The organism is Actinosynnema sp. ALI-1.44, assembly GCF_001984155.1.
Classification (GTDB): domain Bacteria; phylum Actinomycetota; class Actinomycetes; order Mycobacteriales; family Pseudonocardiaceae; genus Kibdelosporangium.
The window spans coordinates 1-24718 of record NZ_MTQO01000035.1 but is presented as its reverse complement, the minus strand read 5'-3'; the positions used below and the strand labels follow the sequence as shown (position 1 = coordinate 24718).

The 24718-nt window shown below is 69.0% G+C and carries 24 protein-coding genes and 1 pseudogene; 12 read left to right on the top strand and 13 right to left on the bottom strand.

Annotation, left to right across the window (positions count from 1 at the left end; translation table 11 throughout):
- The first annotated feature begins 26 nt into the window (after positions 1–26).
- Positions 27–752 carry a class I SAM-dependent methyltransferase gene (locus ALI144C_RS08530; protein ID WP_076986478.1) on the top strand — a complete coding sequence of 242 codons (726 nt, stop codon included), beginning with the start codon at positions 27–29 and terminating at the stop codon, positions 750–752.
- 52 nt (positions 753–804) lie between these two features.
- On the top strand, positions 805–2037 hold the full coding sequence (locus ALI144C_RS08525; protein ID WP_076986477.1) for an acetyl-CoA hydrolase/transferase family protein: 1233 nt from the start codon (positions 805–807) through the stop codon (positions 2035–2037).
- On the opposite strand, the gene ALI144C_RS08520 is transcribed toward ALI144C_RS08525, so the two are convergent.
- Entirely contained in the window at positions 2014–2868 is an 855-nt protein-coding gene (locus ALI144C_RS08520; protein ID WP_076986476.1) for an NADP-dependent oxidoreductase, read from the bottom strand. The genes ALI144C_RS08525 and ALI144C_RS08520 overlap by 24 nt on opposite strands.
- A 76-nt stretch (positions 2869–2944) precedes the next feature.
- Between ALI144C_RS08520 and ALI144C_RS08515 the strand changes: the two genes are divergently transcribed.
- The 3 genes from ALI144C_RS08515 to ALI144C_RS08505 all read left to right on the top strand — a co-directional run bounded on the left by ALI144C_RS08515 (position 2945) and on the right by ALI144C_RS08505 (position 4666).
- Entirely contained in the window at positions 2945–3841 is an 897-nt protein-coding gene (locus ALI144C_RS08515) for an AraC family transcriptional regulator (RefSeq protein WP_076986475.1), read from the top strand.
- A gap of 106 nt (positions 3842–3947) precedes the next feature.
- A complete protein-coding gene (locus ALI144C_RS08510; protein WP_076986474.1) occupies positions 3948–4232 on the top strand; it encodes a hypothetical protein in 285 nt (94 codons plus the stop codon).
- A gap of 83 nt (positions 4233–4315) precedes the next feature.
- Complete coding sequence (locus ALI144C_RS08505) at positions 4316–4666, top strand: DUF1330 domain-containing protein (RefSeq protein WP_076986652.1); 351 nt, start codon at positions 4316–4318, stop codon at positions 4664–4666.
- Between the two features lie 41 nt (positions 4667–4707).
- Here ALI144C_RS08505 and ALI144C_RS08500 read toward each other — a convergent pair whose 3' ends face one another.
- From ALI144C_RS08500 to ALI144C_RS08485, 4 genes are read right to left on the bottom strand one after another with little or no spacing between them, the layout of a single operon-like run.
- A complete protein-coding gene (locus ALI144C_RS08500) occupies positions 4708–5388 on the bottom strand; it encodes a J domain-containing protein (RefSeq protein ID WP_076986473.1) in 681 nt (226 codons plus the stop codon).
- Between the two features lie 39 nt (positions 5389–5427).
- Positions 5428–7413: an iron ABC transporter permease gene (locus tag ALI144C_RS08495; protein WP_076986472.1), complete on the bottom strand. Its 1986-nt coding sequence runs from the start codon at positions 7411–7413 to the stop codon at positions 5428–5430.
- Positions 7413–8399, bottom strand: coding sequence for an ABC transporter substrate-binding protein (locus ALI144C_RS08490; protein WP_076986471.1), 987 nt, complete (start codon positions 8397–8399; stop codon positions 7413–7415). The genes ALI144C_RS08495 and ALI144C_RS08490 overlap by 1 nt, the downstream gene beginning before the upstream one ends.
- Before the next feature lie 16 nt (positions 8400–8415).
- Positions 8416–9201, bottom strand: coding sequence for an ABC transporter ATP-binding protein (locus tag ALI144C_RS08485; protein WP_076986470.1), 786 nt, complete (start codon positions 9199–9201; stop codon positions 8416–8418).
- A 228-nt stretch (positions 9202–9429) separates the two neighbouring features.
- Between ALI144C_RS08485 and ALI144C_RS08480 the strand changes: the two genes are divergently transcribed.
- A complete protein-coding gene (locus ALI144C_RS08480) occupies positions 9430–11649 on the top strand; it encodes a PQQ-dependent sugar dehydrogenase (protein ID WP_083752852.1) in 2220 nt (739 codons plus the stop codon).
- A 70-nt stretch (positions 11650–11719) separates the two neighbouring features.
- Entirely contained in the window at positions 11720–11950 is a 231-nt protein-coding gene (locus ALI144C_RS54220) for a hypothetical protein (RefSeq protein ID WP_143230514.1), read from the top strand.
- Positions 11951–11956: 6 nt separating this feature from the next.
- Here the strand turns inward: ALI144C_RS54220 and ALI144C_RS08475 are convergent, their stop codons facing one another.
- The 3 genes from ALI144C_RS08475 to ALI144C_RS08465 form a co-directional block, all read right to left on the bottom strand.
- Positions 11957–12997, bottom strand: coding sequence for an SAM-dependent methyltransferase (locus ALI144C_RS08475; RefSeq protein WP_076986469.1), 1041 nt, complete (start codon positions 12995–12997; stop codon positions 11957–11959).
- 10 nt (positions 12998–13007) lie between these two features.
- Positions 13008–14162, bottom strand: a complete 1155-nt coding sequence (locus tag ALI144C_RS08470) for an esterase-like activity of phytase family protein (protein WP_076986468.1) — start codon at positions 14160–14162, stop codon at positions 13008–13010.
- Positions 14163–14244: 82 nt separating this feature from the next.
- The gene (locus ALI144C_RS08465) at positions 14245–14436 is read right to left on the bottom strand and encodes a PspC domain-containing protein (protein WP_076986467.1); all 192 of its coding nucleotides are present in this window, start codon (positions 14434–14436) and stop codon (positions 14245–14247) included.
- A 171-nt stretch (positions 14437–14607) separates the two neighbouring features.
- Here ALI144C_RS08465 and ALI144C_RS08460 point away from each other — a divergent pair, with 171 nt between their 5' ends.
- Positions 14608–14847 (top strand): hypothetical protein, encoded by a 240-nt coding sequence (locus ALI144C_RS08460; protein ID WP_076986466.1) that lies wholly within the window; start codon positions 14608–14610, stop codon positions 14845–14847.
- 111 nt (positions 14848–14958) lie between these two features.
- Here the strand turns inward: ALI144C_RS08460 and ALI144C_RS08455 are convergent, their stop codons facing one another.
- A complete protein-coding gene (locus ALI144C_RS08455) occupies positions 14959–16071 on the bottom strand; it encodes a sugar phosphate isomerase/epimerase family protein (protein WP_076986465.1) in 1113 nt (370 codons plus the stop codon).
- 156 nt (positions 16072–16227) lie between these two features.
- Here ALI144C_RS08455 and ALI144C_RS08450 point away from each other — a divergent pair, with 156 nt between their 5' ends.
- On the top strand, positions 16228–16506 hold the full coding sequence (locus tag ALI144C_RS08450; RefSeq protein ID WP_076986464.1) for a hypothetical protein: 279 nt from the start codon (positions 16228–16230) through the stop codon (positions 16504–16506).
- A 135-nt stretch (positions 16507–16641) separates the two neighbouring features.
- Entirely contained in the window at positions 16642–16857 is a 216-nt protein-coding gene (locus ALI144C_RS08445; RefSeq protein WP_237774048.1) for a hypothetical protein, read from the top strand.
- A gap of 59 nt (positions 16858–16916) precedes the next feature.
- On the opposite strand, the gene ALI144C_RS08440 is transcribed toward ALI144C_RS08445, so the two are convergent.
- From ALI144C_RS08440 to ALI144C_RS08430, 3 genes are read right to left on the bottom strand one after another with little or no spacing between them, the layout of a single operon-like run.
- Positions 16917–18428, bottom strand: coding sequence for an alkaline phosphatase family protein (locus tag ALI144C_RS08440; RefSeq protein WP_076986463.1), 1512 nt, complete (start codon positions 18426–18428; stop codon positions 16917–16919).
- Between the two features lie 59 nt (positions 18429–18487).
- Positions 18488–19162, bottom strand: coding sequence for a DUF3159 domain-containing protein (locus tag ALI144C_RS08435; RefSeq protein ID WP_076986462.1), 675 nt, complete (start codon positions 19160–19162; stop codon positions 18488–18490).
- On the bottom strand, positions 19159–20199 hold the full coding sequence (locus ALI144C_RS08430) for an FAD-dependent oxidoreductase (protein WP_076986461.1): 1041 nt from the start codon (positions 20197–20199) through the stop codon (positions 19159–19161). The genes ALI144C_RS08435 and ALI144C_RS08430 overlap by 4 nt, the downstream gene beginning before the upstream one ends.
- A 104-nt stretch (positions 20200–20303) precedes the next feature.
- Between ALI144C_RS08430 and ALI144C_RS08425 the strand changes: the two genes are divergently transcribed.
- Together ALI144C_RS08425 and ALI144C_RS08420 are read left to right on the top strand one after the other, a co-directional pair.
- Complete coding sequence (locus ALI144C_RS08425; RefSeq protein WP_076986460.1) at positions 20304–20909, top strand: TetR/AcrR family transcriptional regulator; 606 nt, start codon at positions 20304–20306, stop codon at positions 20907–20909.
- A gap of 396 nt (positions 20910–21305) precedes the next feature.
- On the top strand, positions 21306–24200 hold the full coding sequence (locus ALI144C_RS08420) for an ATP-binding protein (protein WP_076986649.1): 2895 nt from the start codon (positions 21306–21308) through the stop codon (positions 24198–24200).
- On the opposite strand, the pseudogene ALI144C_RS08415 reads toward ALI144C_RS08420, so the two are convergent.
- A pseudogene (locus ALI144C_RS08415) lies at positions 24197–24718 on the bottom strand (hypothetical protein); the annotation flags it as partial. The gene ALI144C_RS08420 and the pseudogene ALI144C_RS08415 sit on opposite strands and share 4 nt — an antisense overlap.

Below are 24718 nucleotides of genomic sequence, written 5' to 3'. Positions count from 1 at the left end.
CTGTTCGACAACTGACTGGGGGTCAGATGACTGGGGTTCAGATCTACGACGAAGGCTACCGGCGGTGGCGGGCAAGCACGAAACACTGCGCGCTGTTCGGTGCCGACATGCCTGCCGAGATCCAGCCGTTCTCCTTCGTCCCCTTTGACGGCATGGAGTTCGTGTCCTCCCTGCTGGAGTTGCCCGCGGGCGGGACTCTGGTGGACTTCGGGTGCGGCCGGGGCGGACCGGGGATGTGGCTGGCGGCGCGAGCGGGCGCGTCGGTCATCGGTGTCGACAGCTCGCGAGTCGCGATCGACGACGCCAACGCGCGCCAGCACGACTTCCCTGGCCTGGTGTCCGGGAAGTTCGTAGTCGCCGACGTCGCCGACACCGGGCTGCCCGACCACTCGGCGGACGCGGTCGTGTCCATCGACGTACTGCAACTCGTGCCGGATCCCGCCGCGATGACCAGGGAGATCGCCAGGGTGCTCAAGCCGGGCGGCCGGGTCGTCGTGACCACATGGGAGGCGTCCGGAGCGATGGACAAGCGGTTCCCACGCGACGTCCGCGGCCTGTTCGACGGACTGTCCGATGTGGAGATGCACGACCGGCCGGGGTGGCTCTCGAGGCAGATCGCCATCTACGAGCAGGCGATCGAGGGTGACGACGGCAGCGACGCCGCGATCGCCGACCTGGCCGCCGAAGCACGCAAGCAGTTGCCGTACCGCGACGACATGCGGCGGGTGGCGGTCAGCGCGGTACGACTGTGACCTTGCCTGACCCCACGGGTGCCGACACGGGGTGAACAGGTAGACAGGACCCATGCGGATTCTGTCGGAAGAGCAGTTGACGACGGTCCTTGCCGGTGTCGGCGGAGTCCCCCGTGTCGTGGTCAGCGGGAACTTCGCCACACCGGGCCGGGCGCTCGGCGTGCTGGACAAGGCGCTGCCGGAGTACCGGTTGTTCGCGCTCAACGCCCAGCCCGGGGTGCCGGACCGGGACGGCGTGGCGCTGGAGACGCCGTTCGTCGGGCCGGGCATGCGCGGCCGGGCCGGGTTGCGCTACTTCCCGTCCCGCCTGTCCCTGGTGCCGCACCTGCTCAAGCAGACGTTGCCGCCGGACATCGCGCTCGTGCACACGTCCACCCCGGTCGACGGGACGGTGTCACTCGGGACGGAGGTCAACATCCTGCCCGCGGCGATCGAAGCGGTCCGCGCCCGGGGCGGTCTGGTGATCGCCCAGATCAACCCGAACATGCCGTACACCTACGGCGACGCGGTCCTGACGTTGGACGAAGTGGACTACGCCGTCGAGGCCGACGAGCCGCTCGCGTCACCCGCGCCCCGCACGATCAGTGACGTGTCACGGGAGATCGGCGCCCGGGTCGCCGCACTGGTCGACGATGCGGCCACCCTGCAACTGGGGATCGGCGCGGTGCCCGACGCCGTGCTCGCCGCGTTGACCGCCCGGCGCGGCCTGAAGGTGTGGTCCGAGATGTTCAGCGACGGTGTGCTCACACTGGAACAGGCGGGTGCACTCGACACCGACACCCCGCTGACCGCGTCCTTCGTGTTCGGGACCGCCGAGTTGTACGCCTTCGTCGACCGCAATCCGCGGGTTCGGTTGCTGCGCACAGAGAAGACCAACGACCCCGGCCTGATCGCACGGCAGCGGTCGCTGGTGTCCATCAACAGCGCACTGCAGGTCGACCTGTACGCGCAGGCCAACGCCAGCCGGGTGCGAGGCAGCATCCACTCCGGATTCGGCGGGCAGACCGACTTCGTGGTCGGAGCGCTGCACTCGCCCGGCGGACGAGCTGTCATCGCCCTGCCGTCGTGGCACCCCAAGGCGGACGTGTCCACAGTGGTGCCCAGTCTGGCCGGGCCGGTGACCTCGTTCCAGCACAGCTACATCGTCAGCGAACAGGGCACCGCCACCATCTGGGGCCACGACGCCACGGACCAGGCCCAGCAGATCATCGACCACGTCGCACACCCGGACGCCCGCGACGAACTGCGCGACGCAGGCCGCCTACTGGGATTCCCCCTGCGCTGAAAGGACGACCTTGCCGCGGAACTCGCCCGCCTCACCACGCCGGTGCACATCCGCCATAGCCGTAAGCGGATAAAGCCCGGTGACGTCCAGTGTGACCGCACCGGCGTCGACAAGTCCGACCAAAGCGGACAATTGATCGCGGTCATAGCGCATCACGACATGAGACGAAGGCACGTCGGCCCGCACCGGCGCCGCCGCGGAGATCACCCGTTCCCTGGCCGGAACCGGCCACGGCGGCGGCGTGCCGACCAGGTGGATCATCACGTCCACCGGCTTGTCCGGCACGGTCGTGGTGTAGTCGACAACCTCGTCGGCGCCGTACCGCAGGACAGCTTCGGTACTGCGCGGGCTCGCGGTGGCGATGACGTACGCGCCCCGGTGCTTGGCCAGTTGGACGGCGAACCCCCCGATACCGCCGCCTGCGCCGTTGATCAGCACTGTCTGACCGCGCCGGACGTGTGACACGGTCTGCCATGCGGTGAGCCCGGCGACCGGGATGGCGGCGGCGTGCTGGAGGGGAACGGTTTTCGGTGCGGGCACCAGACGGTCACGTGGCGCGATGGCGTACTCCGCCGCGGCGCCGCTGTCGACGAACCCGATCACCGGCTCACCGTCCACTTCGCCCGCCAGGTCCCAGCCGAGGGTGTGCGGCAGTGCGAGGTCGAAGACGCCTCGCCGGACCGCGACCTCCGTCGGGTTGAACGAGGTCGCGGCGACCTTGACCAGGGCTTCGCCGTCGCCGTCGTCGGTGGGGGCGGGGACGGGGACGTCGATCTCGTCGATCCGGATCACGGACGGCTCGCCGTACCGGTGGATTCGTGCGGCTTTCACAAAAGTGGACCCTAGGTCCGCGAAATGAGACGAACCATGGGTTGGTGTCTTCGTTTCATGTGAGATCGTCTCGGCCGTGGACATCCTGAGCGACGTGATCGCCGTGACGCGGACCGGGCAGCCGGTGTCCTACAAGCACACGTGGCGGGCGCCGTGGCGCCAACAGTTCGACGAGGTGCCCGGTGCCGCTGGTTTCCACGTCATCCTGCAAGGCACATGCTGGCTCGCCCGGCCCGGCCGACCAGCCCTTGAGCTGCGCCAAGGCGACGTTCTGCTGCTCTCACGCGCCCAGCGCCACACCCTGACCGACCACCCACCCGGCGGCGAGCCGCAGCCCACCGGCAGCCAGACCGTGTCGCTGTGCGGCGCGTACGAACTCGACCCGGCCCGCGCCCACCCGCTGTTGCTGACCCTGCCCGACACCATCCACCTGCCCGCCCGGCTGGGCATCGACCTGCGGCTGGCCGTGGACCTGCTCAGCGCCGAACTCACCGATCCGGGACTGGGATCGGCCGCGCTGGTCCCGGCTTTGCTGGAGTCGTTGTTCGTGTACATCCTGCGCACGTGGTTCGACACGGACGACTCCACGGCCGGGTGGACGGCTGCCTTGCGCGACCCCGTTGTCGCGGACGCCTTGCACGCCATGCACGAGCACCCCGCACACCCATGGACGGTGGCGAAGCTCGCCGCCGAGGCCGGGCTGTCCCGCGCGCCCTTCGCGCGGCGGTTCACCGCCGCCGTCGGTCAGCCGCCGTTGACGTACCTGACGTGGTGGCGGCTGACCGTCGCGTCCCGGCTGCTGCGGGAGACCTCACAACCGCTCGCCGTGATCGCGGGCGAAGTCGGATATCTCTCCGAATTCGCTCTGGGCGCGGCGTTCAAGCGGCAGTTCGGCATGCCGCCGGGCAAGTACCGCAGGGCCCTCGTCGGGAAGTTCCCCGGAGAGGCAGAACGCCTCGTGGAGACCACCTAAGACCGCACCTTCCGAGGGGTACTCAGCGGTCAATGAACAGTTCGCCCATCGGAATCACCGCGCTCGGGCACAATGAGGGAAAGAGCCAGTGAACGGAGTGAGTGGGATGACCGAGCCGGACCCCAGGATCGTCGACGCGGAGATCGTCGAGGAGCCGGTGCAGCCGGTGCCGCCGGTGACCCAGCCGCAGTTCGACTACACCGACGGTGGCGTGCCCACCTTCGACTACGTGCGCGACAAGATCGAGAACAAGTTCTCCACGTCGATCGGTGCCAACGAACTCGCCGAGGCCACGCCGGAGGGCAAGACGGTCGAGCAGCAGATGGCCGACCGCGACCAGGCGGGCCGCGACAAGCTCGAGGAGATCCGCAGGCAGATGCGCGGCGAGTAGCAGGGGTTTTACGTCGCGGGTAATCGACGGCATTCCCTGGCTCGATCAGGATGAGCACATCCGGTTCGAGCAAGGAGAAGATCATGACCGCCTACGGCATCGCCCACCTCCGCCAGGCCGGCCCGCTGCACGACGAGGTGTACGAGTACCTGGAGCGCATCCAGGCCACAATGGACCCGTTCGGTGGCCGGTTCCTGGTGCACGGCGGTGCGATGGAAGTGCTGGAAGGTGTCTGGCCCGGCGCGGTCGTGATGATCGAGTTCCCCAGCATGGACGTGGCCCGGCAGTGGTACCGGTCACCGGCCTACCAGGAGATCCTGCCGTTGCGGGCCGACCACCTGGTCGGCGACCTGGTCCTGACCGAGGGCTGCGGGCCCGATCACGACTCGGCGCAGTTCGCGGCCGACCTGCGCGCGCTGGCGACGTCCACCTGATCCAAAGCGCGCACGGGGCTGCGACGGACACCTGGCGCACTCTAGAACCGGTAGCCGAGGTCCAGCAGCTCGTTCACCGGCGGGTGGTCGACCAGCCGCTGGTGGAAGTCCCGCGCGGTGCGCCGGATCGCCAAGGCCCGTTTGACGATCGGCCACATCCCCGCCGCCAGCACCACGACGATGACCACCCACATCAGCACCACCGGGGCCAACGGATCGGACGGGGAGAACAGGAAACGCAGATAGCCGATCATGGTGAGCAGCCCGAGCAACGCCAGGACCACCAACGCGAAACCGATCTTGGACATCGCTCCGGCGGTCTGCAGCGCGGACACCAGCCGCCGGTCGCGCACGTTGACCCGTTGCGACCAGCACCAGTCGCAGTACGGCAGACCGATCTGCTGGTCGGGTTCGTCGAGCTTGGTCAGCACGACCACCATGGGTCTTCGTGCGGGCCGCGTCCCGCACGACCAGCAGATCATCCGCTTCCAGCGGTCCGGTCTGCGCCGGGTCGCCGTGGTCGTGGGGTGCGTCGCCGGTTTCGTCTCCGTGCGGGTCGCGCGGATTTTCCGGTACGCGTACTGGATCCGTTGGAAGGTGTCGGCGTTGCCGCCGTTGTCCGGGTGCGCGCGCCGCACCAGCTTCCGGTACGCCGACCTCAGTTCGACGTCCGAAACCGACTCGCGTACGCCGAGAATGGCGTAATAGTCGACATCCGGCACAGCTCAGTACAGTACCGCCGGGCGCGTCACCCGAATGTGTCACTTGGCACGCAGCAGCCACACCAAGTACGGGGTGCCGATCAACGCGGTGACCACGCCGACGGGAACCTCTGTCGGCGCGAGCAGCGACCGGCCCACGGTGTCCGCCGCGACGACGAGCACCGCGCCCAGCACCGCGGCCATCGGCACCAGCCGGGTGATGCTCGTGCCGACGATGCGCCTCGCCAGGTGCGGTGCGACGAGCCCGACGAACCCGACCGTGCCGACGGCCGCGGCCGTCCCCGCCGCGAGGACCGCACCGCCGCCCAGCACAAGCATCCGTGTCCGTCCGACGGCCAGGCCAAGGCTGCGCGGCAGGTCCTCACCGAGCGCGAGCATGTTTACCGCACGAGCGCCGATGACCAGGAGGACCGCGACCACTGCGGGCAGCAGCAACCAACCCAAGGCGCTGATGTCCCGTGCGTACGTGCTTCCGGCGAGCCAGGTGAGCGCGGCGGTGATGTTCATCTGGGAGCTCACGACCATGATGTTGACCAACGCCGTTGTCGTCGCCGCGACGCCGAGTCCGATGAGTACCACTCTGGTCGGGTCGAGCTGGCGGGCGATCAAGATGACCAACCCCAACGCGAGCACGCCTCCGACCGTGGCGGCGACCGGCAGAGCGGCGACCGGCGCGGTGGGGACGACCAGGATCATCAACATCGCACCGGCCGAGGCCCCGCCGGTGATACCCATGAGCCCGGGTTCGGCGAGCGGATTGCGTACCACCGACTGCACCGCGACACCCGCGACAGCCAAACACGCGCCCGCCGCGGCCGCGACGAGCAACCGAGGCAGCCGGAACGACACGATCGCGTTCGCCATCTCCTGCCCGGAGCCGGTGAGCGCGGACGCGAGCTGGCTCCAGCTGATGCCAACGTCGCCGACTCGCAGCCCGACGACCAACGCCACCACAAGCACCACGACGCCCACCGACAACGCCATGACGAAACGGTTCTTGCGCGGCTGTGCCACGGCGACAGCGGCACCGCGATCATCGTCGCCGGTTGTCACACGTCGAGCGAGGAAGATGAAGATCGGACCGCCGACGAGCGCGGTGACCACGCCGACGGGCAGTTCGCTGTAACCAGCCGACACGGGCGACACGATCTGCGCGGCGGCGTCCGCCACCAGGACGAGCGTGGCGGCTACCAAGCCGGACAACGGAACCAGCAGCGAGTGACCGTGAATTCCCAGCAGCCGCACGGCGACCGGCGCGATCAGGCCGACAAACCCGATGGGGCCGGCGACCGTCACGGCCGCGGCGGCGAGCAGCACCGCCAGCAACAAGGCGGCGGGACGGATCCGGCTCACGCGTACGCCCATCGCCTGCGCGGTCTCGTCACCGAGCGACAGCAGATCCAACGGACGGGACAACAAAGGGGTGACCAGTGCGCCGACAAGCACGATCGCGCCGGTGACCAGCGGCCGTTCGAGCCCGGTCTGCAGCAGCGATCCGTTGCCCCAGAAGAACAGTCCCTGCGTGGCGTGCTGATCCAGGATCTGCAGGAACTCCGCGGCGGCGTATCCAGCCAGCGACACGGTGGCCCCGGCCAGCAGCACGCGACCGGGCGTCAGCACGCCGGACGCGGTCAGCAGGTACACCAACGCGACGGCCAGGAGCCCACCGAGGAACGCGACAGCGCCGCCGCCGAGCACGCCCACGTTGAGACCCGCGAACGCGACCACGCCCACGGCGACGTACGCGCCCGCGTTCACCCCCAACGTGTCCGGTGCCGCCAGGGGGTTGCGGGTCGCGCCCTGGATCAACGCACCCGACACACCCAGCGCGATTCCGGCGACAAGCCCGGCGAGCGTGCGCGGGAGCCGGCTGCCCCACAGCACCGCCTTGGTGTTCTCGTCCGCGTGACCGAACACAGCGGACACCACGTCGGCGATGCCGACACCGGCGGCGCCCAGCCCCAGGTGCACGACGATCACCGCACCGAGGACGATCAGGGCACCGCCGGTCACGATTCGCGACATCAGGCACCCAGTGCCTTGCCCACGCCGTCGAGGACCTGCACCGCCGACAGGGGGCCGCCGAAGGTCCACGTGCCGGGGTCGATCGGGAACAGCTTCTTCTGCTTGACGAAGGCCAGGTTCTGCCACACCGGATTGCCCGCCAGCGCGCCGGTGAACGGGTTGTCGTCGTTCTGCGCCACGTAGATCAGCGACGCGTCGGCCGGGACCTGTGTCAGGCCTTCGACGCCGACGGTGGTCAGGCCCCACGCGTCCGGCTGGCCCTGCCAGGTGTTGCGCAGGCCGGTGAGTGCGAGTACCTGGACGACGAACGTGTCACCGGTGAACATCCGGATCGTCGGCGTGCCGTTGACGCTGTACGCCTGCGCGAACGCGTACGCCGTGTCCGGCTTGACCTTCGACTTGACCTCGGCGGCCTTGGCGTCGATCCGGCCGAGGACCTCCTTGCCCTTGTCGTCCTTGCCGACGGCCTTGGCCAGTTGGGCGAAGTTCTTCTTCATCGTCTCGAACTGCGGCTTGACCGGGTAGTCGAACGACACCACCGGCGCGATCGCCTTCAGTTGGTCGTAGTTGACCGCGATGGTCTTCTCCTCGCCGACGATCAGGTCCGGCGCCAGCGTCTTGATCCGTTCGAGGCTGGGCTCCTGGCGCTGGCCCAGGTCGGCCACACCGTCGGGCAGCGCCGAACCGGGCGCGGTGATCCACTTCTTGTAGCCCTCGTTGTCCGCGTTGCCGACAGGCGTCACGCCCAGCGCGACCAGTTCCTCGGTGTAGGCCCATTCCAGGACGACGACCTTGGTCGCGGGCTTGGGGAGGCTGACCTGCCCTCGTGCGGTCTCGACCGTGATCGGTCCACCGGCCTGGCCACCGGCGTTCTTGGCCCCGGAGTCGCCACCGCCAGTGTTGCCTGCGACCGTGCCGGTGCCGCAGCCCGCGAGTAGGGCCAAAGCACACGCGGCAGCCAGAGCACGCCCTTGCGCGCGAACCATCGTTTCTCCCTTTGATCTATGCGGCACGGCGTGGAAAGCACGCCAGATACCCGGTTTCCGGGTCACGAACCACCGACACCTCCAGGCCGAACGCCTGGTGGATGATGTCGGCGGTCAGCACCTGCCCGGCCGCCCCCGCGGCCACGATCTTCCCCTCGGCGACGACAACGACCTCGTCGCCGTACGCGGCGGCCTGCGTGAGGTCGTGCAGGACGACGCCGCACGCGATGCCGTGCTCGCGGGCGAGTCTGCGGACCACGTCGAGCACCTCGTACTGGTGGCGCAGGTCCAGGTACGTGGTCGGTTCGTCGAGCAGGACGATCCCGGTCTTCTGCGCCAGCACTGTCGCCAGCCACGCGCGTTGCCGCTCACCGCCGGACAACTCGTCCAACCTGCGGTCAGCCAATGAGGTCGCGTCGGTGACGTCCAGTGCCCACGCGACGGCTTCGGCGTCTTCGGTCGTGTGCCGCGCGAACGCGCCTCTATGGGCGTAACGGCCGTGGCGAGCCAATTCCTTGACCGTCACTCCCGCTGGGACGATCGGAGTCTGGGGCAGGAACGCCAGGTGTTGCGCCAGTGCGCGTCGCGACAGGCCTGCCAATGGCGTGTCGTTGACCTGAACGGTGCCGTCGATCGCGGGGAGCAGACCGGCGAGCGTGCGCAGCAGGGTCGACTTGCCGCATCCGTTGGGGCCGACGAGAACCGTCACGCTGTTCGGCTTCAGTGCGATGTCGACGTCTCGCAGGACCGGTGTGCTCGCGTGCCCCACCGTCAGCCCGGTTGCTCGTAGTTGTCCCCGCACCGGGCGACACTAACCCATACAGGTTAGGCTAACCTAATGGAGTAGGGTTCGTCACACCTCGGGCGACACTGCGTGACGACATTCGTCCGGTTGGCGCTCTGCTTGCGCCCATTGGTCGCGCCCATTTCATGCGATGCGCACCATTTGTCAGATCGTGCTACCGCCTTCTGTCCAGTTTGCGATGTCCGCCACGAACCCACGCCGTGTCGATTCGCTGAGGGACCGCCCATGACAAGACTTCTCACCGTACTGGCCGTTCTGGCCGGTGCACTGGTCGGCTTACCCGGCGGGCTGGTCGCTTCCGCGGCCGTGCCCGCCGGTTTCACTGACACCGTCGCCATTTCCGGGCTGACCGCGCCGACGCAGGCCGCGTTCGCGCCCGACGGGCGCGTGTTCATCGCGGAGAAGAGCGGGATCATCAAGGTCTACGACGGACTCGGTGACACCACGCCGACCGTCTTCGCCGACCTGCGCCCGCAGGTGCACGACTTCTGGGACCGGGGTCTGCTCGGTCTCGCGCTCGACCCGCAGTTCCCCGCCACGCCTCATGTGTACGTGCTGTACACCTACGACTACCTGGGGTGGGGCGACGTCTGCCCCGACCCGCCCGGTGCCACCAACCAGGGCTGTCTGGTCCAAGGGCGACTGTCGCGACTGGTCGCCAACGGCAACACCGCGACCGCCGAACAGGTTGTGCTGACTGACTGGTGCCAGCAGTTCCCGAGCCACTCGATCGGCTCGCTGGCGTTCGGCCCGGACGGCGCGCTGTACGTCAGCGGTGGTGATGGCGCGAGCTTCAACTACGCCGACTGGGGACAGACGGGCAACCCGTGCGGGGACCCGCCCGGCGCGGAGGGCACGAACCTCAGCCCGCCAACGGCTCTCGGTGGGGCGTTGCGGTCGCAGTCCGTGCGCCGCACGGCCGGTCAGCCGCGAACACTGGACGGCACGGTCATCCGGATCGACCCGGCCACCGGCGCGGGCCTGTCCGGCAACCCGTTCGCCGCCAGCGCCGACGCCAACGCCAAGCGCGTGATCGCTTACGGCCTGCGCAACCCGTTCCGCATGGCGGTCCGCCCGGGAACCAACGAACTGTGGGTCGGTGATGTCGGCTGGGGCACCTGGGAGGAGGTCAACCGGATCACCACCACCGGTGACGCCGTCGCCGAGAACTTCGGTTGGCCGTGCTACGAAGGCGGCGCACGGCAGTCCGGCTACGACAACGCCAACCTCACGACGTGCGAGAACCTTTACAGCACAGGGCAGAACGCCCCGCACTTCGCCTACAACCACAGCAACAACGTGGTCGCGGGGGACGGGTGCCCGACCGGCAGTTCGTCGATCGCCGGAATCGCGTTCGAGAACGACAGCAACTACCCGGCCGAGTACCGTGGCGCGCTGTTCTTCGCCGACGCCAACCGCGGCTGCATCTGGGCCATGCGCCGCAACGCGTCCGGCACACCGGACCCCGCGACGATCACACCATTCGTGACCGGAGCCAACGTGCCTGTGCACGTCCTGTCCGGCCCTGGCGGTGACATCTTCTACGTGGCGCTCAACGGCGGCCAGTTGCGCCGAGTCAGCTATCCCACGGGCAACCGGGCACCGACCTCCGTCGCCACCGCCACACCGTCCAGCGGTGCGCTGCCGTTGAACGTGCAGTTCTCCGGTTCCGGTTCGAGCGACCCCGACGCGCAAACCCTGGCGTACGCGTGGGACCTGGACGGTGACGGCGCGTTCGACGACTCCACCGCGGCGAACCCCACGTGGACCTACACAGCGGACGCGATCGTGTCGGTCAAACTCAGAGTCACCGACCCCGGCGGACTCAGCGACACCTCGACAGTGGTCGTGACCGCGGGCAACCCCGTCAACCCCGATCCGGTCCCGGTGATCACCACCCCCGATCCGGCGGTGAACTGGAAGGTGGGCGACCCGATCACGTTCTCCGGCCACGCGGTCGACGCCCAGGACGGCGCACTCCCGGCAACCGCGCTGTCGTGGCAACTGCTGCTGCAACACTGCCCCAGCAACTGCCACACGCACACGGTGCAGACCTTCCCGGGCACGGCGACCGGCAGTTTCTCCGCGCCGGACCACGAGTACCCGTCACATCTGGAACTGGTGCTGACCGCACAGGATTCCAGTGGCCGTACGGCGAGCACGTCCGTCCGCCTCGACCCGCGGACCGTGCAGTTGACGTTCGCCAGCAGCCCGTCGGGCCGAACGCTGACGCATTTCAACCAGGCAGGCACGGCACCGTTCACCCGTACGGTGATCGTGGGCTCGGCGAACACCATCAGCGCACCGAGTCCGCAGGGCACGGGCCTGTTCAGGTACTGCTACCGATCATGGTCGGACGGCGGCGCCCAGAGCCACACGATCACGGCCCCGGCGACGGCGACCACGTTCACCGCCACCTACCGGACAGCCCTGTTGTCCTGTTAACAGGCTTCTGGTTATTCCGTTGGTACGCAGCCTGATCCACGGGACAATGGCACACGGAAGGGGGCCTGCGTTGACGTTACGGCTTGCGTATCAGCGGACCTTATGGGAGCAGGTGCTGTGCTGGGCGCCTTGGGAGGAAGGAGCGGGCATCCGGATGCCCGCCACCGGCGGCCCGAACCTGGCACCCGTGGAGCGGTCGTGGCCTTCGACGGCGTCGATCACGTCGTGGCGGCACCAGCGGCGCCGCCACGGTCCGCGCACCCGGCCGCCACGGGTGGGCTTCCGGCGGCGGCGTCGTTGAGCTCCGTCAGCCCCGCAGCTGGTAGAAGCGCCACGTTTCGGACTCGATCGGCACGATCGTGACGTCGGTGAACCCCGCCTCCTCCGCGTAACGGCGGAGGGTGGCGGGGCGCATCACGGTCCCGGTCATCGCCGAGCCGGGGACGCCCATGGTCGCGGGCAGGCAGGCGACCAGGCTCCAGCCGTACTCGTACTGCTCGACCAACGGGCCGGGCGCGGTGAACTCCTCGCCCGGTTTGGTGTCGAACACCAGTACCGACCCGCCCGGGACCAGCAGGTCCCGTGCTGTGCGCAGCGCGTCGACCGGGTTGGTCATGTCGTGCAGGGCTTCGATGATGAACACCGCGTCGTAGGGTTGTGCGGAGGTGAGTTCGGCGGCGTTCTTCGCGGCGAACGTCACCCGGTCGGCGACGCCGGACTCCTCGGCGTTGCGGGTGGCCGCCTCGATCGCCTCCGCGTCCAGGTCCAGTCCGTCCACCGTGATGGCCGGGTACGCCTTCGCCAACGCGATGCTGGTCCAGCCGAGGCCGCAGGCGATGTCGGCGACACGCGCCCCACCGCTCGACAGCCGGGCGTGCACGTCCGGGATCGCGGGCACCCATTGCTTGCCCAACAGGTTGAGGTACTGCGCGCGGTTCGTGGCCGACCTGCCCTCCGGCTCCCACGGGATCGGCGGCGGCGCGTCGCCCGTGCGGTAGGCGTCCACCAGGTCCCCCAACCTGCGGCCGACGCGTACCAGGTTGACGGGCGACTGGGTGCCGTACAGCACGTGATCGGCGTCGGCCAGCACCGGCACGTGCTCCGGCGGCAAGGTGAACACGTGCTCCTCGTCCACTGTGAGCAGACCGCAGGACGCCTGGTGTTCCAGCCATTCGCGGGTGTAGCGCTCGTTCGTCCCGGTTGCGGCGGCGAGGCGTGCCGGTGTCATCGGGCCGCCGTCGGCGAGCGCCCGGTAGTAACCGAGACGCTCACCCAGGTAGACGGCGTACATCCGCAGTGCGCCGGTGACGTCACCGAAAAGCTGCTTGGCCAGCGCGTCCGAGTCCATGGTCGTCAAACTAACGCAGCGACTCCGGCAGCCGCAGCACAATGAACTCGTTGTCGTCGGGCTTGCCCGGTGTGCGACCGGACGAGAACGGGAAGTTGTTGTCGTTGAGCACGCCCAGTGTCCGGTCGTCCAGCAGCACCAGGTCCTCGATGGTCTGGAACGGGAACGTGAACGTCTTGCCGAAACCGCCGATCCCGCGCGGGTTGGCGATGTCCATCAGGTCGGCGACGAGCGTCTTGTCGAGCTTGCCGTCCCCGTCCCGGTCACGTTTGTCGGCGAGGTGGACGCGTTTGATCTTGGCGTTCGCGCCCTGGCCGCTGTCCCGCTCGATCACCAGCAGCCGGTCGCGGTCCACGGCGATCGCGTCGCCGATGGCCAGATTGGGTGAGCCGAGCTGGTAGATCCACCGCTTGCCGGTGAACCGCCCGGACGCGATGTCGAACTCGTTGAGCCGCAACGTTCCCGGCTCGTCCCCGGCGACCGTGCCCTCCAGCAGCGCGTTGAGCGTGCGGCCGTCCGGCGAGATCGACACCCCCTCGAAGCCCTTGCTGCCGGGGAGGTTCGCCGTGCCACCGGGGTTCTCCGGCGCGAACACGCCGGGCAGCGGGTACGGCGCCGCGAGCAGCCGCCCGGTGCGGTCGAAGTGCAGCAGGTACGGGCCGAACTCGTCGCCGACCCAGTACGTGCCGTCACCGGCGCGGACGATCGACTCCGGGTCGATGTCCGCGCCGGTGAGGACCCGGTCCGGCCTGGCAAGCGGGAACGGAACACGCCGGTCCGGGTCCGTCAGTGTGATTCCGCCGAGCACGTCCACCCGGCCCGTGGCGAAATCAGGGGCGACGCGGTTGATCCGCAGCGCGAAGTCCGCGCTGGTGGCCTTGACGCCGTAACCGTTGTCGCTGATCGTGTCGAACGTGCCGTCCTGGTTGCGCACGATGCCGCTGAAGCCCTGGATCGGCTGGTCGGCGAACGGCGGTGTGATGCCGTTGATCGGCGCGGTGCCCAGCGCGGCGCCGGACGGCTCGCTGGCGGGCAGGTACGTCTCGGCGGGTAACGAGGCGAACTGGACCAGCGTCGCCCGCCGTGGCTCGTGCGCGGGGGCGGCCGGAGCCACGGCGACTGCCGTGACCAAGACGGACAAACCGATGGCCAAGAGTTTTCGCATGGCGCGAGGCTAGGACCCCGGAGAACGCCGTGCGAACCGCTCTTCCGGTACTTGTCAGTAGGCGCCCCTCAGCAGTCGCCCCTCAGTAGTCGCGCTGCGGCATGACCATCCAGAGCACGAGGTAGGCGATGAACTGCGGCCCGGGGAGCAGGCACGAGAGCAGGAACGCCAGACGCATGGTCTTCGGTTTCCAGCCGACCCGCTCTGCCAGGCCGGCACACACCCCCGCGATCACCTTGTTGTGCCGTGACCTGGTTATCGTTGCGGTAGCCATGTCAGTTATGTTGCCAGTGTCCGATTGCGCGAAACATCGGTGAAGACCCCGGCCCGACCCTGAACTTCCAGGTCAGGGCTGTGTGGTGGGGATGACGATGAGTTGATGAGCATGGCTGCGCCACAGCCATCCTCAGCATGCCCGTTCCCCTCTGACCAGGAGTTTCACCCAGTGTCATCGCTGAAGACCGAGCGCCACGAGCTGCGCTCGTGGACATCCGAAGAGATCACCGCCGTCGTGGACGGCACCCGGCAGCCGGAGTGGGCTGACGACTTCCCCGCCGAAGGCGACGGCGTGATCGCCGGTCTGTTCGGCAAGAACCCGGCGTGGCTCGGCGAGTACGGCCACCGCCTGGTCGTCGAGCGGGACACCGGACTGGTGGTCGGCTCGCTCGGCCTGGAGTTCGGCTGACCGGTGGCCCACCGCGCGGGCTGTGGCGGGCAGTTCGCCACAGCCCGCGCGGCAGGCGCACGGGATCGGGCCGAGGTCCTCATGGCGGAGAAAAACCCCGGCCCGGTGCCCTCAGCGGCGGTAGATGGTCAGCTCGGCCATGTTGGCGTAGCTCCGCGTGGCGAAGTCCAGCGACTGTCCTGGTGCGTTCGGCCCGCCGGGTGCGCCGTCGTGCTCCCAGTTGGCGTGGTGGAAGTCCTGCTCGCCGATGGTCTGGAAGAACTGCTGGAAGTTGAGGTCACCTTCGCCGAACACCACCATGTCGTGCCCGTCGGGTACGGCCGTGTTGCGGTTGCCGTCCTTGGCGTGGAACAACGGGAACCGCGTCGTGCGGGGCGCGACTGTCAGAATCGGGTCGAACAGGTCGGTTTGCTGACGTCCCCAGCGGTCGGTGTACGTCTTGTGCTTGTACCGCGCCACGTACGCCCAGTAGATGTCCATCTCGAAGAAGACGTAGCGGGGGTCGGTCTTGTCGAAGAAGTACTCGAGTCGGCGCTGTCCGGACGAGCGCGTCGGCTTCCCGTTCGCGTCCGACGGCCCGGTGTCGAGCATGAAGCCGTAGGCGGCGTCGTGGTTGTGGGTGTACAGGCGCAGGCCGCGGGCCTTCGCCCGGCGGCCCAGCTCGTTCCAGGTGTCGGCGGCCGCGTCCCAGTCGGACTTGTACGCCGTGTTCGCCGGGTCGCCGCCCGTACCGATGTTGCGCATGCCCAGTTCCTGGGCGATGTCCATCTCCTTGTCGAACGTGGCCGGGTTGATCTGCGTGTGCGTGCCGTTGGCGACCAGCCCGTTGTCGTCCAGGATCTTGCGGATCTCCTTCGGCGTGATCTGACGGCCGAGGATCGAGGTGTGCTGCGTGTAGCCCGCGAACTCGATCTCCTTGTAGCCGACCTCGGCCAGTCGGGCCAGCACCCGTTCGAATCCATACGGGACGCCCGTGTTGTCCGGTGCCGCTGTGATGCGGTCGCGGACGCTGTAGAGGATGATGCCTCGGTTGCGGGACGGGATCAGCGGTTCGGCGCGCAGTCCACGGCCCCGGTTCCGCTCACTCTCGGTGTCGGCGAGGGCGGGAGTCGCGGTGGCGAGGATCGGTAAGCCCGCCGCGCCGAGCACGGCGGCGGCTGAGGCGGACGCGGTGAACACGTCTCGGCGGGTGAACCGCCTGTGCTGCTGTGCGTTGTCTTCCATGGCGGATAGCGCCTTTCGGCCTCCGTGAGCGGACAGCGGGATGCTAACCACTTATGACGAACAACTGAAGACTTTGGTATCGAACACGCAGAAGTTGTGGGCGGAACGGCGTAATCTCGCCCGTGGCGCGGCCGCTGGGAGGCAGTGCGATGGCACGTGGGGTGGCCCATCCCGCTCGGCGCGGCCGCGGCCGGAACCGTGCCGGACATCGCCGTCGCCGAACCGCCGGAACCGTCCAGGTTCGACTACGGGCGTGCCGGGTTCCGCGCGGCGGCGCAGGAGTACGGCGACCACCCGAGCGCGGTGTACGCGCGGTTCGCGCTGGGCGTGAACCAGGCCCGGCCGTTCACCACGGTCGAGCCGGACGGCGAGGCAGGGTCCACTGTGAAGGTACGGGTGCGTGGCCGCGCGCGGTCCCAGCGGGTCGGGGGGTGAGCAGCGACTGCGGGTGGACATGAACCCCGCGGGCGAGCTCACCTCGGGCAGGCGAGAACGGGCGACGTCTTCTGACGTTTGACCGTCACCCTGTCGGGGGAATCCCTTCAGAGTCCGACGACTGTGGAGGTTCCCGTGGCTCGCATCAAGCCGTCCAAGCCGATGGCCGTCTTCGGGGCGGTGGCCGGTGTCGCGATGCTGATCTTCGGCATAGTTCAGCTCGCGAACAAGCCGACCGGCGGTTTCCTGTGGTTATGGGTGGCGTTCGGGGTGGGAATCATCGGCTTCAACTTGTGGGCCGCGTTCTCCAAACGCGGTGCCACGTATGTTTCCGATGACGATTCCCGTTGACGTACAAGGACTAGGCATGGGCACGGCTGAGGGTGGCCGTGCCCATGTCGCTGTCCCGCTCAGCCGACGCGCAGGTCGTCGATCGCCCAGTACCAGTTGTTGTTCGCGTTGTGGTAGCGGAACTTCACGACCATCGAGGTCGCGCCCGCCGGAACGGTCACCGGCAGCGACTCGGCCTTGGCACGCGCGTCCGCCGAGTAGCGTTTGACCAACTGGTCGGCGCCGCCGTTGAAGGACACCGACACGTCACCGGTCTGCGAACCTTCTTGCAGGTAGTGCGTGACGTAGTTGAGCGTCACGCCGCCACCCGCCGTGACCGGGTACGCGGGGGAGACCAGCGTCGAGTCGAAGCTGGTACCGCCGGTCTTGTCGGCGAACTCGTCGGAGTCGGCGACCGCGAACACACCACGCGTGCGCATCGCGTTCTCCCGTTCCTGGCTCGCCTGGGCGCGTGTCCAGAATTCGTCGGTCGTGAACGACCAGCCCCGCCACTCCGTCACGCCGCCGGACGGCATCCGGCTGCGGTCGACGGACCAGCCCGCGGGCGCGGTGTGCGTCCAGCCCTTGACCGTCGCGGGAATCCCGGTCTCGTCGACCCGGGCGGACAGCGAACCGTACAGCGAGTCGAACGCGTCCCGGGAACGCACGGAAACCGGCTTGCTGTCGAGCTTCCACGCCGGATCGGCGGCCACGCCCAAGTGGTTGAACACCGTCGCGGACACATCGGCCAGCCGCGTGTCGACCGGCCGGGCGCCCGCCGCGATCCCGGAGCCCTTGGCGAGCACGAACGTGCGTCGCTCATCGCTCACGCCACAGCCACCGTGACCGCCGCCCGGGTTGTTGTGGCCGTGATCGGTGGCGACCACGACGAGCCAGTCCTCGTTGGCGTACGTCGGCCGTGCCTTGACCGCGCCGAGCAACTGCCCGAGTTGGGCGTCCTGCTTCTCGATCGCGGCGGCGTACGGCGCGCCCGTCCCACTGGCGTGCGCGACCACGTCGGTGTTGCCGAGATACACGAACGACGCGTCCGGGTTGCCATCACGCAGGTTGCGCACCGTGTCAGCGGTGATCTTCTCGTCCGACACCACGTACCCGTCACGGTCGCCGTCGTAGGTGACACGGGTGTCGATGGACGACGAGAACGTGCCCTGGGAGTGCAGCACGGCCCAGTCGACCGCCGAATAGGTGCGGTACGCCGGGTTCACGCGCTCCAGCCGGGTCAGGAAGTCCGGGTAGGTGGCGTACTGCTTGCCCGCGAACGAGTTGTCCTTGACGCCGTGCTTGTCCGGCCACACACCGGTCGCGATCGTCGACCACCCCGGCCCGCTGGACGACGCGGCCACCGACGGGCAGTACAGCAGGCTCTCGCCCAGCGAACCGCCCGCTGCCAGCGCGTCCAGGTTCGGCGCGTTCGCCGACACCACCTTGGCCCAGTTCAGCCCGTCCATCCCGACCACGAGCACTTTCTTCACCGGTGCCGCCGCGGCGGTGAACGGCGAGCTGAGGACGGCGGCGGCGACGACGCCGGACAACGCGAGCGAGAACGTTCTCGCCTGGAGACGCACACGCATGGTCTCTCCCTTGGGTGGACTTCACCGGTGAACTGCGGTCCAAGGGAAACCATTTACCTTTAACTGGCCGGTGCCGTCGAGTGGCCGCACTCTGCCGAACACCTGAACTCGCACCCCGTGTGGTCGGGCCCCGCCTCGGTGCGCAGGATCCGCCAGCAGACATAGGCACAAAGACCCAGTGCGGGCGTGTTCAGCAGTGTGCTGGCGATGCCGAGCGCGATCACCTGGCCGGACAGGTACAGCGGCAGTTGCACGGCCGTGGCGATGACGAACTTCGCCAGGAACACCGCCGTGCAGAGCTGGTAGCGCCGCCGACGCTCCGGGTCGCGCCGCCAGGCGAGGCGTTCACCGCGCACAGTCCCGACGGCCAAGCCGATCAGGGGGCAGCGCACCAGGATGGACAGCAGGGTGACCGTTCCCGCGCACGCGCCCATCACGATGCCGATCAGGTAGAAGTCCACTCCCTGTCCGGTGCTCCCGGCCAGCAACGCCGACAGGCCGACCAGTACGAGCCCGACGAACGCCTGCCAGAACTTCCCGTCCGTGCACACCCTGATCACCGCGACGACCAGGACACCGCCGACCGCGATCAGTGCCGAGGTCAACACCTGCTCGGTGATCAGGTAGGCGATGACGAACAGCGCCCGTGACGCGACGCCCTCGGCGACCGTGCGCCAACCGCCCAACGCGTCGAACAACGACAGTGTTCTGCTTGTCAGTGCGGCCAGTTTCATACGGCACCGACGGAGTGCAGGAAGTTGTCCTGGCGCATCGCTTTCTCGTACACGCCGATGGCCCCGGGACCGCCGTGCACCAACGCGTCGCACAGGCGGTGTGCGTCCTGCATCGCCAGGTTGCCGCCGAACCCCGGTGCCAGGTGGATCGCGTCGCCGATCAGCGTGACCGGGCCGGGAGGCCACGGTGGCATCGGCGGGATCAGCCCGATCCGCAGCTGGGCCGTGGCATCCGGCCACGCCTTCTCGACCACCCGCCGCAGAACGGGGTGCGTGGGTTCGGCACCGGGCAGCGCCCACATGACGTAGTCCTCGGCGTTGTCGACAACGGGGGAGCGCAGCGCAGGCAGCCACTGATCCCGCGCGGCGGTGGGATGTTGGCTGAAGCGCAGCACGCCCAACGCCATGGTCGTGCCACGCACGTTCACGCTGGTGGCGTTGTGGCCGATCAGCCCCGGCAGGCCAGTGTCGGCCACGGCATGCAGGGCGGTCGCGCCCATGAGCATGCGTTTGCCGGTGTCGACCACCTGGACGTGCGGCAGGTACTGGCTCCGCACCGCCGACCCGATCCCGTCGGCGCCGACCAGGACGTCCGCGGTGTCCGTGCTGCCGTCGGCGAACCAGGCCCGGACTGTGCCGTCGCCGCGTTGCTCGAACCGGGTGAATCCGGTGCCGAACCGGACCCGGTCGGTCAGGCCGGTCAGCAGCACCGCTCGCAACAACGGCCGGTGGACCTGTCTGCCCTTCCTCGCCCGGCTCTCCGGCTGGGCCTCCACAACCAGCTCACCATCCACTTCGGACAGGCACATCGTGTGCTCCCGCTGTCCACCGGCGGTGGCCTCGACCATCGCCGCGTGGCCAGGCGGCAGACACGCCCGCAGCGCCGTCACCGCCCGGTCGTCGAAGTGCAGGCTGACGCCCTGCGGCCGCCCTTCCGCCTGGTCGCGCTCGTACACCACGACGTCGACCCCCGCCTGGCGCAACCCGTGGGCCAGCGTCAACCCGCCGAGTCCCGCGCCGATCACCATCACCCGCATCCGGGCCCCCTCTTTTCTTCATCGCCTGGTGAAGTTCACGGTAGCGCGGGTCCGGCCGAAATCTCCACCAAGTGATGAAGAAATCTCCGTTAGACTCGTCCGCGATGACAGAACACGGTTCCCCGAGCGGCCGCCGCGGTCGCTGGCGGTCGGGCGAGCAGAGCAGGCAGCGGATCCTCGACACGGCCCGTTCGCTGTTCCGCCAACACGGCTACGGCGGCACGACAGTGCGCGCGGTGGCTGCCGCGGCGGGCGTCGACCCGGCCATGGTGTTCTACTTCTTCGGCACCAAACAGGGACTCTTCGCCGCCGTCGCCGACATGTCCGCCGACTTCCCGCCCGCGGTCGATGAGGTGTTCGCGGGCGGCCTGGACGGCGTCGGTGAACGGATCATCAGGACGCTGGTGGAACTCGTCGACAAGTCCGACCGGGCGCCGTTGGCGACGATCACCAGGTTCGCCCCCACGCACGACCAGTCCGAGGCGCTGCTGCGTGAGTTCATCGACCGCGAGATCAGCGGCAGGCTGCGGGCGCTGCTCGACACGCCGGACGCCGCGATGCGCGTCGCCATGGTGAACGTGCAGCTGCTCGGCATCACGGTGGCGCGCTACGTCCTGCGGATCGAGCCGATCGCCTCGGCCTCGGCCGACGAACTGGTGACGCGGTTCGGCGCGCTCGTGCAGCACTGCCTCACCGGCGAGCTGCCCTGAGTGTCGTCCACTGTGGATCGACGTGCGGGCCGCGGCCGACGGTTTCCGGAATCGACGCGAGAAGCGCTCGTTGATCTTGTTCGGTGCGATTTCGTGGACCGGAATTCGGCCTGAAAATGCCGCGCGTGCGTGCCGTCCGCTCATTTCGGTGGCCGGGCGTCCCCGGCGATATCGGTCGAAAGGATGCTGATTGGACCGCTTTGTCGGTGCCGGATCGGCGACCGACGGTAATCGGCCGGTTTCGGGCCGCTGTGATACGAACATGAGACGGGCTTCGCGGCGGGTCGCTGGCATGCGAAAACGCCGGAAATGCGCGCGAATTCCACCCCTAAGACGGTGGAAAAGACGCTGTTGGTGGATGGACCCGCCCTGAACACGCCGGTACGGTCCTTCCTCGTGGGGTACCGATCTCCGGTCATCGTGGGTCGGGACGACGAGCTTCGAACTGTGCAGGAGGCGCTCACCGCGGCGCGCGGTGGTCGTGGCGGCGCGGTTTTCCTCGTCGGCGAGAGCGGGATCGGCAAGTCGCGGCTGGCCGCGGCGGCGGCTGATCTCGGCCTCGCCGCGGACATGCGGCTGCTGCGCGGCCGGGGAAGCGCCATCAGCCCGATGGACCCGTACCGGTCGCTGACCGAGGCACTGCTGTCGTTGGCGCGCGACGCCGACCCGATCGACGTGGCCGCGCTCGGCTCGTACCGGCCGGTGCTGGCGCGGCTGATCCCCGACTGGGGTGACGCGGCCGCCGGGCAGGACACCGGGTCACTGGTGATCCTCGCCGAGGCCGTGCTGCGCCTGACCTCGCTCGCCGGGCAGGGCCGTGGCTGCCTGATGGTGCTCGACGACATGCAGGACACCGACGCCGAGACCCTCGCGGTCATCGAGTACATGATCGACAACATCGACCGGCAGCCGGTGCTGTTGCTCGGCATGATCCGTGACCAGCCGTGCCCGGCCATGCGGCTGGCGAAGTCCGCTGCCCAGCGCGGCAGCGGCGTGGTCGTCGAGCTCGACCGGCTCGACCCGCGGGACATGCGCAGGCTGGCGTCGTCCTGCCTCGGTGAGCGGGACATCCCGCAGCAGGCCGCGGACATGCTCTGGGCGGGCAGCGCGGGCAATCCGTTCCTGGTCAAGGAGATGCTCACCAGCATGGTCGACGGCCGGATGCTGGTGCGGGACGGCGACAGCTGGCAGGTGACCGAACGGCTCGGCCCGAACCTGCCCGCGACGGTCGTGCGCGGCATGGCCTGGCGCCTGGAGCAGCTGGAACCCGAGGCACGCCAGGTGCTGTCGGTGGCCGCCGTGCTCGGCCGCGGCTTTCCGCTGTCGGTGGTGCGGATGGTGACCGGCCTGAGCTACCCGGACCTGATGGGGCACCTGCACAGCGACCCGGCCGTGCAGCTGGTCGGGCCGGACGACGAGCGTCCCGACTGGTACTGCTTCCAGCACGCGCTGATCGTGGACGCGCTGCTGAAACTGATCTCACCGGCGCAGCGGGCGGCACTGGCGCAGCAGGTGGCGGACGCGCTGGACATCGCCTATCCCGGCCTGCCGGGCGAATGGTGTGAGGTGAGCGCGCAGCTGCGGCTGGACGCGGGCAGCCAGACCGTCGCCGGGCGGCTGTTCGCCGAGGCGGGGCGGCGGGCGCTGGCCCAAGGCGCCGCGAACTCGGCGGTCCTGCTGCTGGGCAAGGCGTGGGACTTGCTCGTGCACGACGTGCCCGCTCGCGCGGACGCCCTGGAGGCCCAGCTGTACGCGCTGGCCGAGGCCGGTCTGGTGGACCGGGCGCTGGCCGCGTCGACCGTGCTCGACGAGGTGGGCGCAGGTCTCGACCGGCGCCGACGGGCCCAGCTGCGCACCAGGCTGGCGTGGGTGGCCAACCTCGCCGGGCGCATCTCCGAGGGGCTCAGCCAGGTCGAGGCGGCCAGGGTGCTGCTCGGCCCGGACGCGGCCGCCGAGGACACCGCCCCGCTGGACGTGGTCGCCGCGCACCTGGAACTCGACGTGCCCGGACCGGGGCAACTGGAGAAGGTCGAGGCGATGGCCAGGCGCGCCGCGACCGTGGCCGAGGAGGTGCCGCTGCCGATCGTGGCGTGTCAGGCGTGGCAGTTGATCGGGGCGCTGGTCAGGGGCCGCGACCCGGACGAGGCGACCGCGTGCCTGGAACGCAGCCGGGGGATCGCGGTCGAGCACGACCTGCCGATCTGGGAGATCCACGCGCTGGTCCGGCTCGGCCTCGACGACGCGCTGCGCGACGGCGGGACCGACCGGCTCGACCAGGCCCGCGACCAGGCCACCCAGATCGGCGCGGTCACCGCTCGGTACCAGGCGGAGGTCAACATCGCGCTGCACATGATCCTGCGCGGCGAGTTCGACGCGGCGGCGGCACTGATCGACCAGGTGACCGCCGACACGACCAGGCTGAAACTGCTGGAGACCACGCAGTACATGCTGGTCCTGCGGGTCGTGCTGAACGGCCACCGCGGTCGCCGCAAGGACATGGAGGAGTCGATCGCCGAACTGCACCGCTGGAACGGTGACGTCGTGCAGTTCGTGCCCAGGGTGCACGGTCTGGGCCGCGCGTTCTGCGCACTGGTCGAGGAGGACCAGGAAACCGCCCGCAAGGAACTCGCGGTGGCACTGCACGCGGACGACATGAGCCCGACGACGTTCCACCTCGCCGGTCGTTACGGGCTGAACCTGCTGCTCGGCGCGCTCGCCGGGGAGGTGGACCACGCGGCGTACGACGAGATCACCGCCGCCCCGGCCGCCCGGTTGCGCTGGGACCGCCAGTTCGCCCACTTCGCCCGAGCCGTGATCGCGGGCAGGGCAGGCGACGCGGTCGAAGCCGAGGCCGCGGTCGAGGAGGCGCTCCGGGCCGGCTCGCTGTTCGAGATGAGCAGGTGCCTCGGGTTGCGCCTGGTCGGCGAGGTCGCACTGGCCGGGGGCTGGGGCAAGCCGGTGGAGTGGCTGCGGACCGCGGAGGACTACTTCCACAAGATGGGCATGACGGCCGTGGCGGGCGCGTGCCGTGCGTTGCTGCGCCGCACCGGCCACCGCGTCGCCCAACGCCGTACCGGGATCGACCGTGTCCCGATGCCGCTGCGGTCCGCCGGCGTGACCGTGCGGGAGTACGAGGTGCTGCGGCTGCTGGCCGAGCGGCTGGGCAACCGGGAGATCGCCGACCGGCTGCACCTGTCGCTGCGGACGGTGGAGAAACACGTCTCCAGTCTGATCTTCAAGACCGGCATGCCCAACCGGATCGCGCTGAGCAAGTTCGCCACCCGGAACTAGTAGATTGTCGCGGCTAACTCTTGGGGTAGAGGTGGCGGAGTTTGACGCGTGCGTTGTCGGTGGTGAACTGCCAGCGGATGTGGCGTTGTTCGGTGTTGAGGGCGTGTTGCCATGCGGCGAGTTCGGTGTTGAGGGTGTCGAGGTCGCTGATGCGGCGGTCGAGGCATTGCCGTGACAGTGCGGATAACTCGATTTCGGCGATGTTGAGCCACGACCCGTGTTTGGGGGTGTGGGTGGATCTCCAGGCGCTGGGCCAGGGCGAAGGCCTCGCCGGGTGGGAACGCTTCGTAGAGCGAGGCGATGCCGTGGGTGTTGAGGTTGTCCATGACCAGCACCACGGTCTCGGCGTCGGGATAGTCCACGGTCAGGAGCTCTTTCACTTGCCCGGCCCAGTCGAGCTTGGTTCGCTGGGCCAGGGCATGGACACGGCGCCACCCGCGCAGGGGCTCTGTCCACACGAAGATCGAGCACGTGCCGCACCGCACGTATTCGCTGTCCTGGCAGGCATCCTTGCCCGG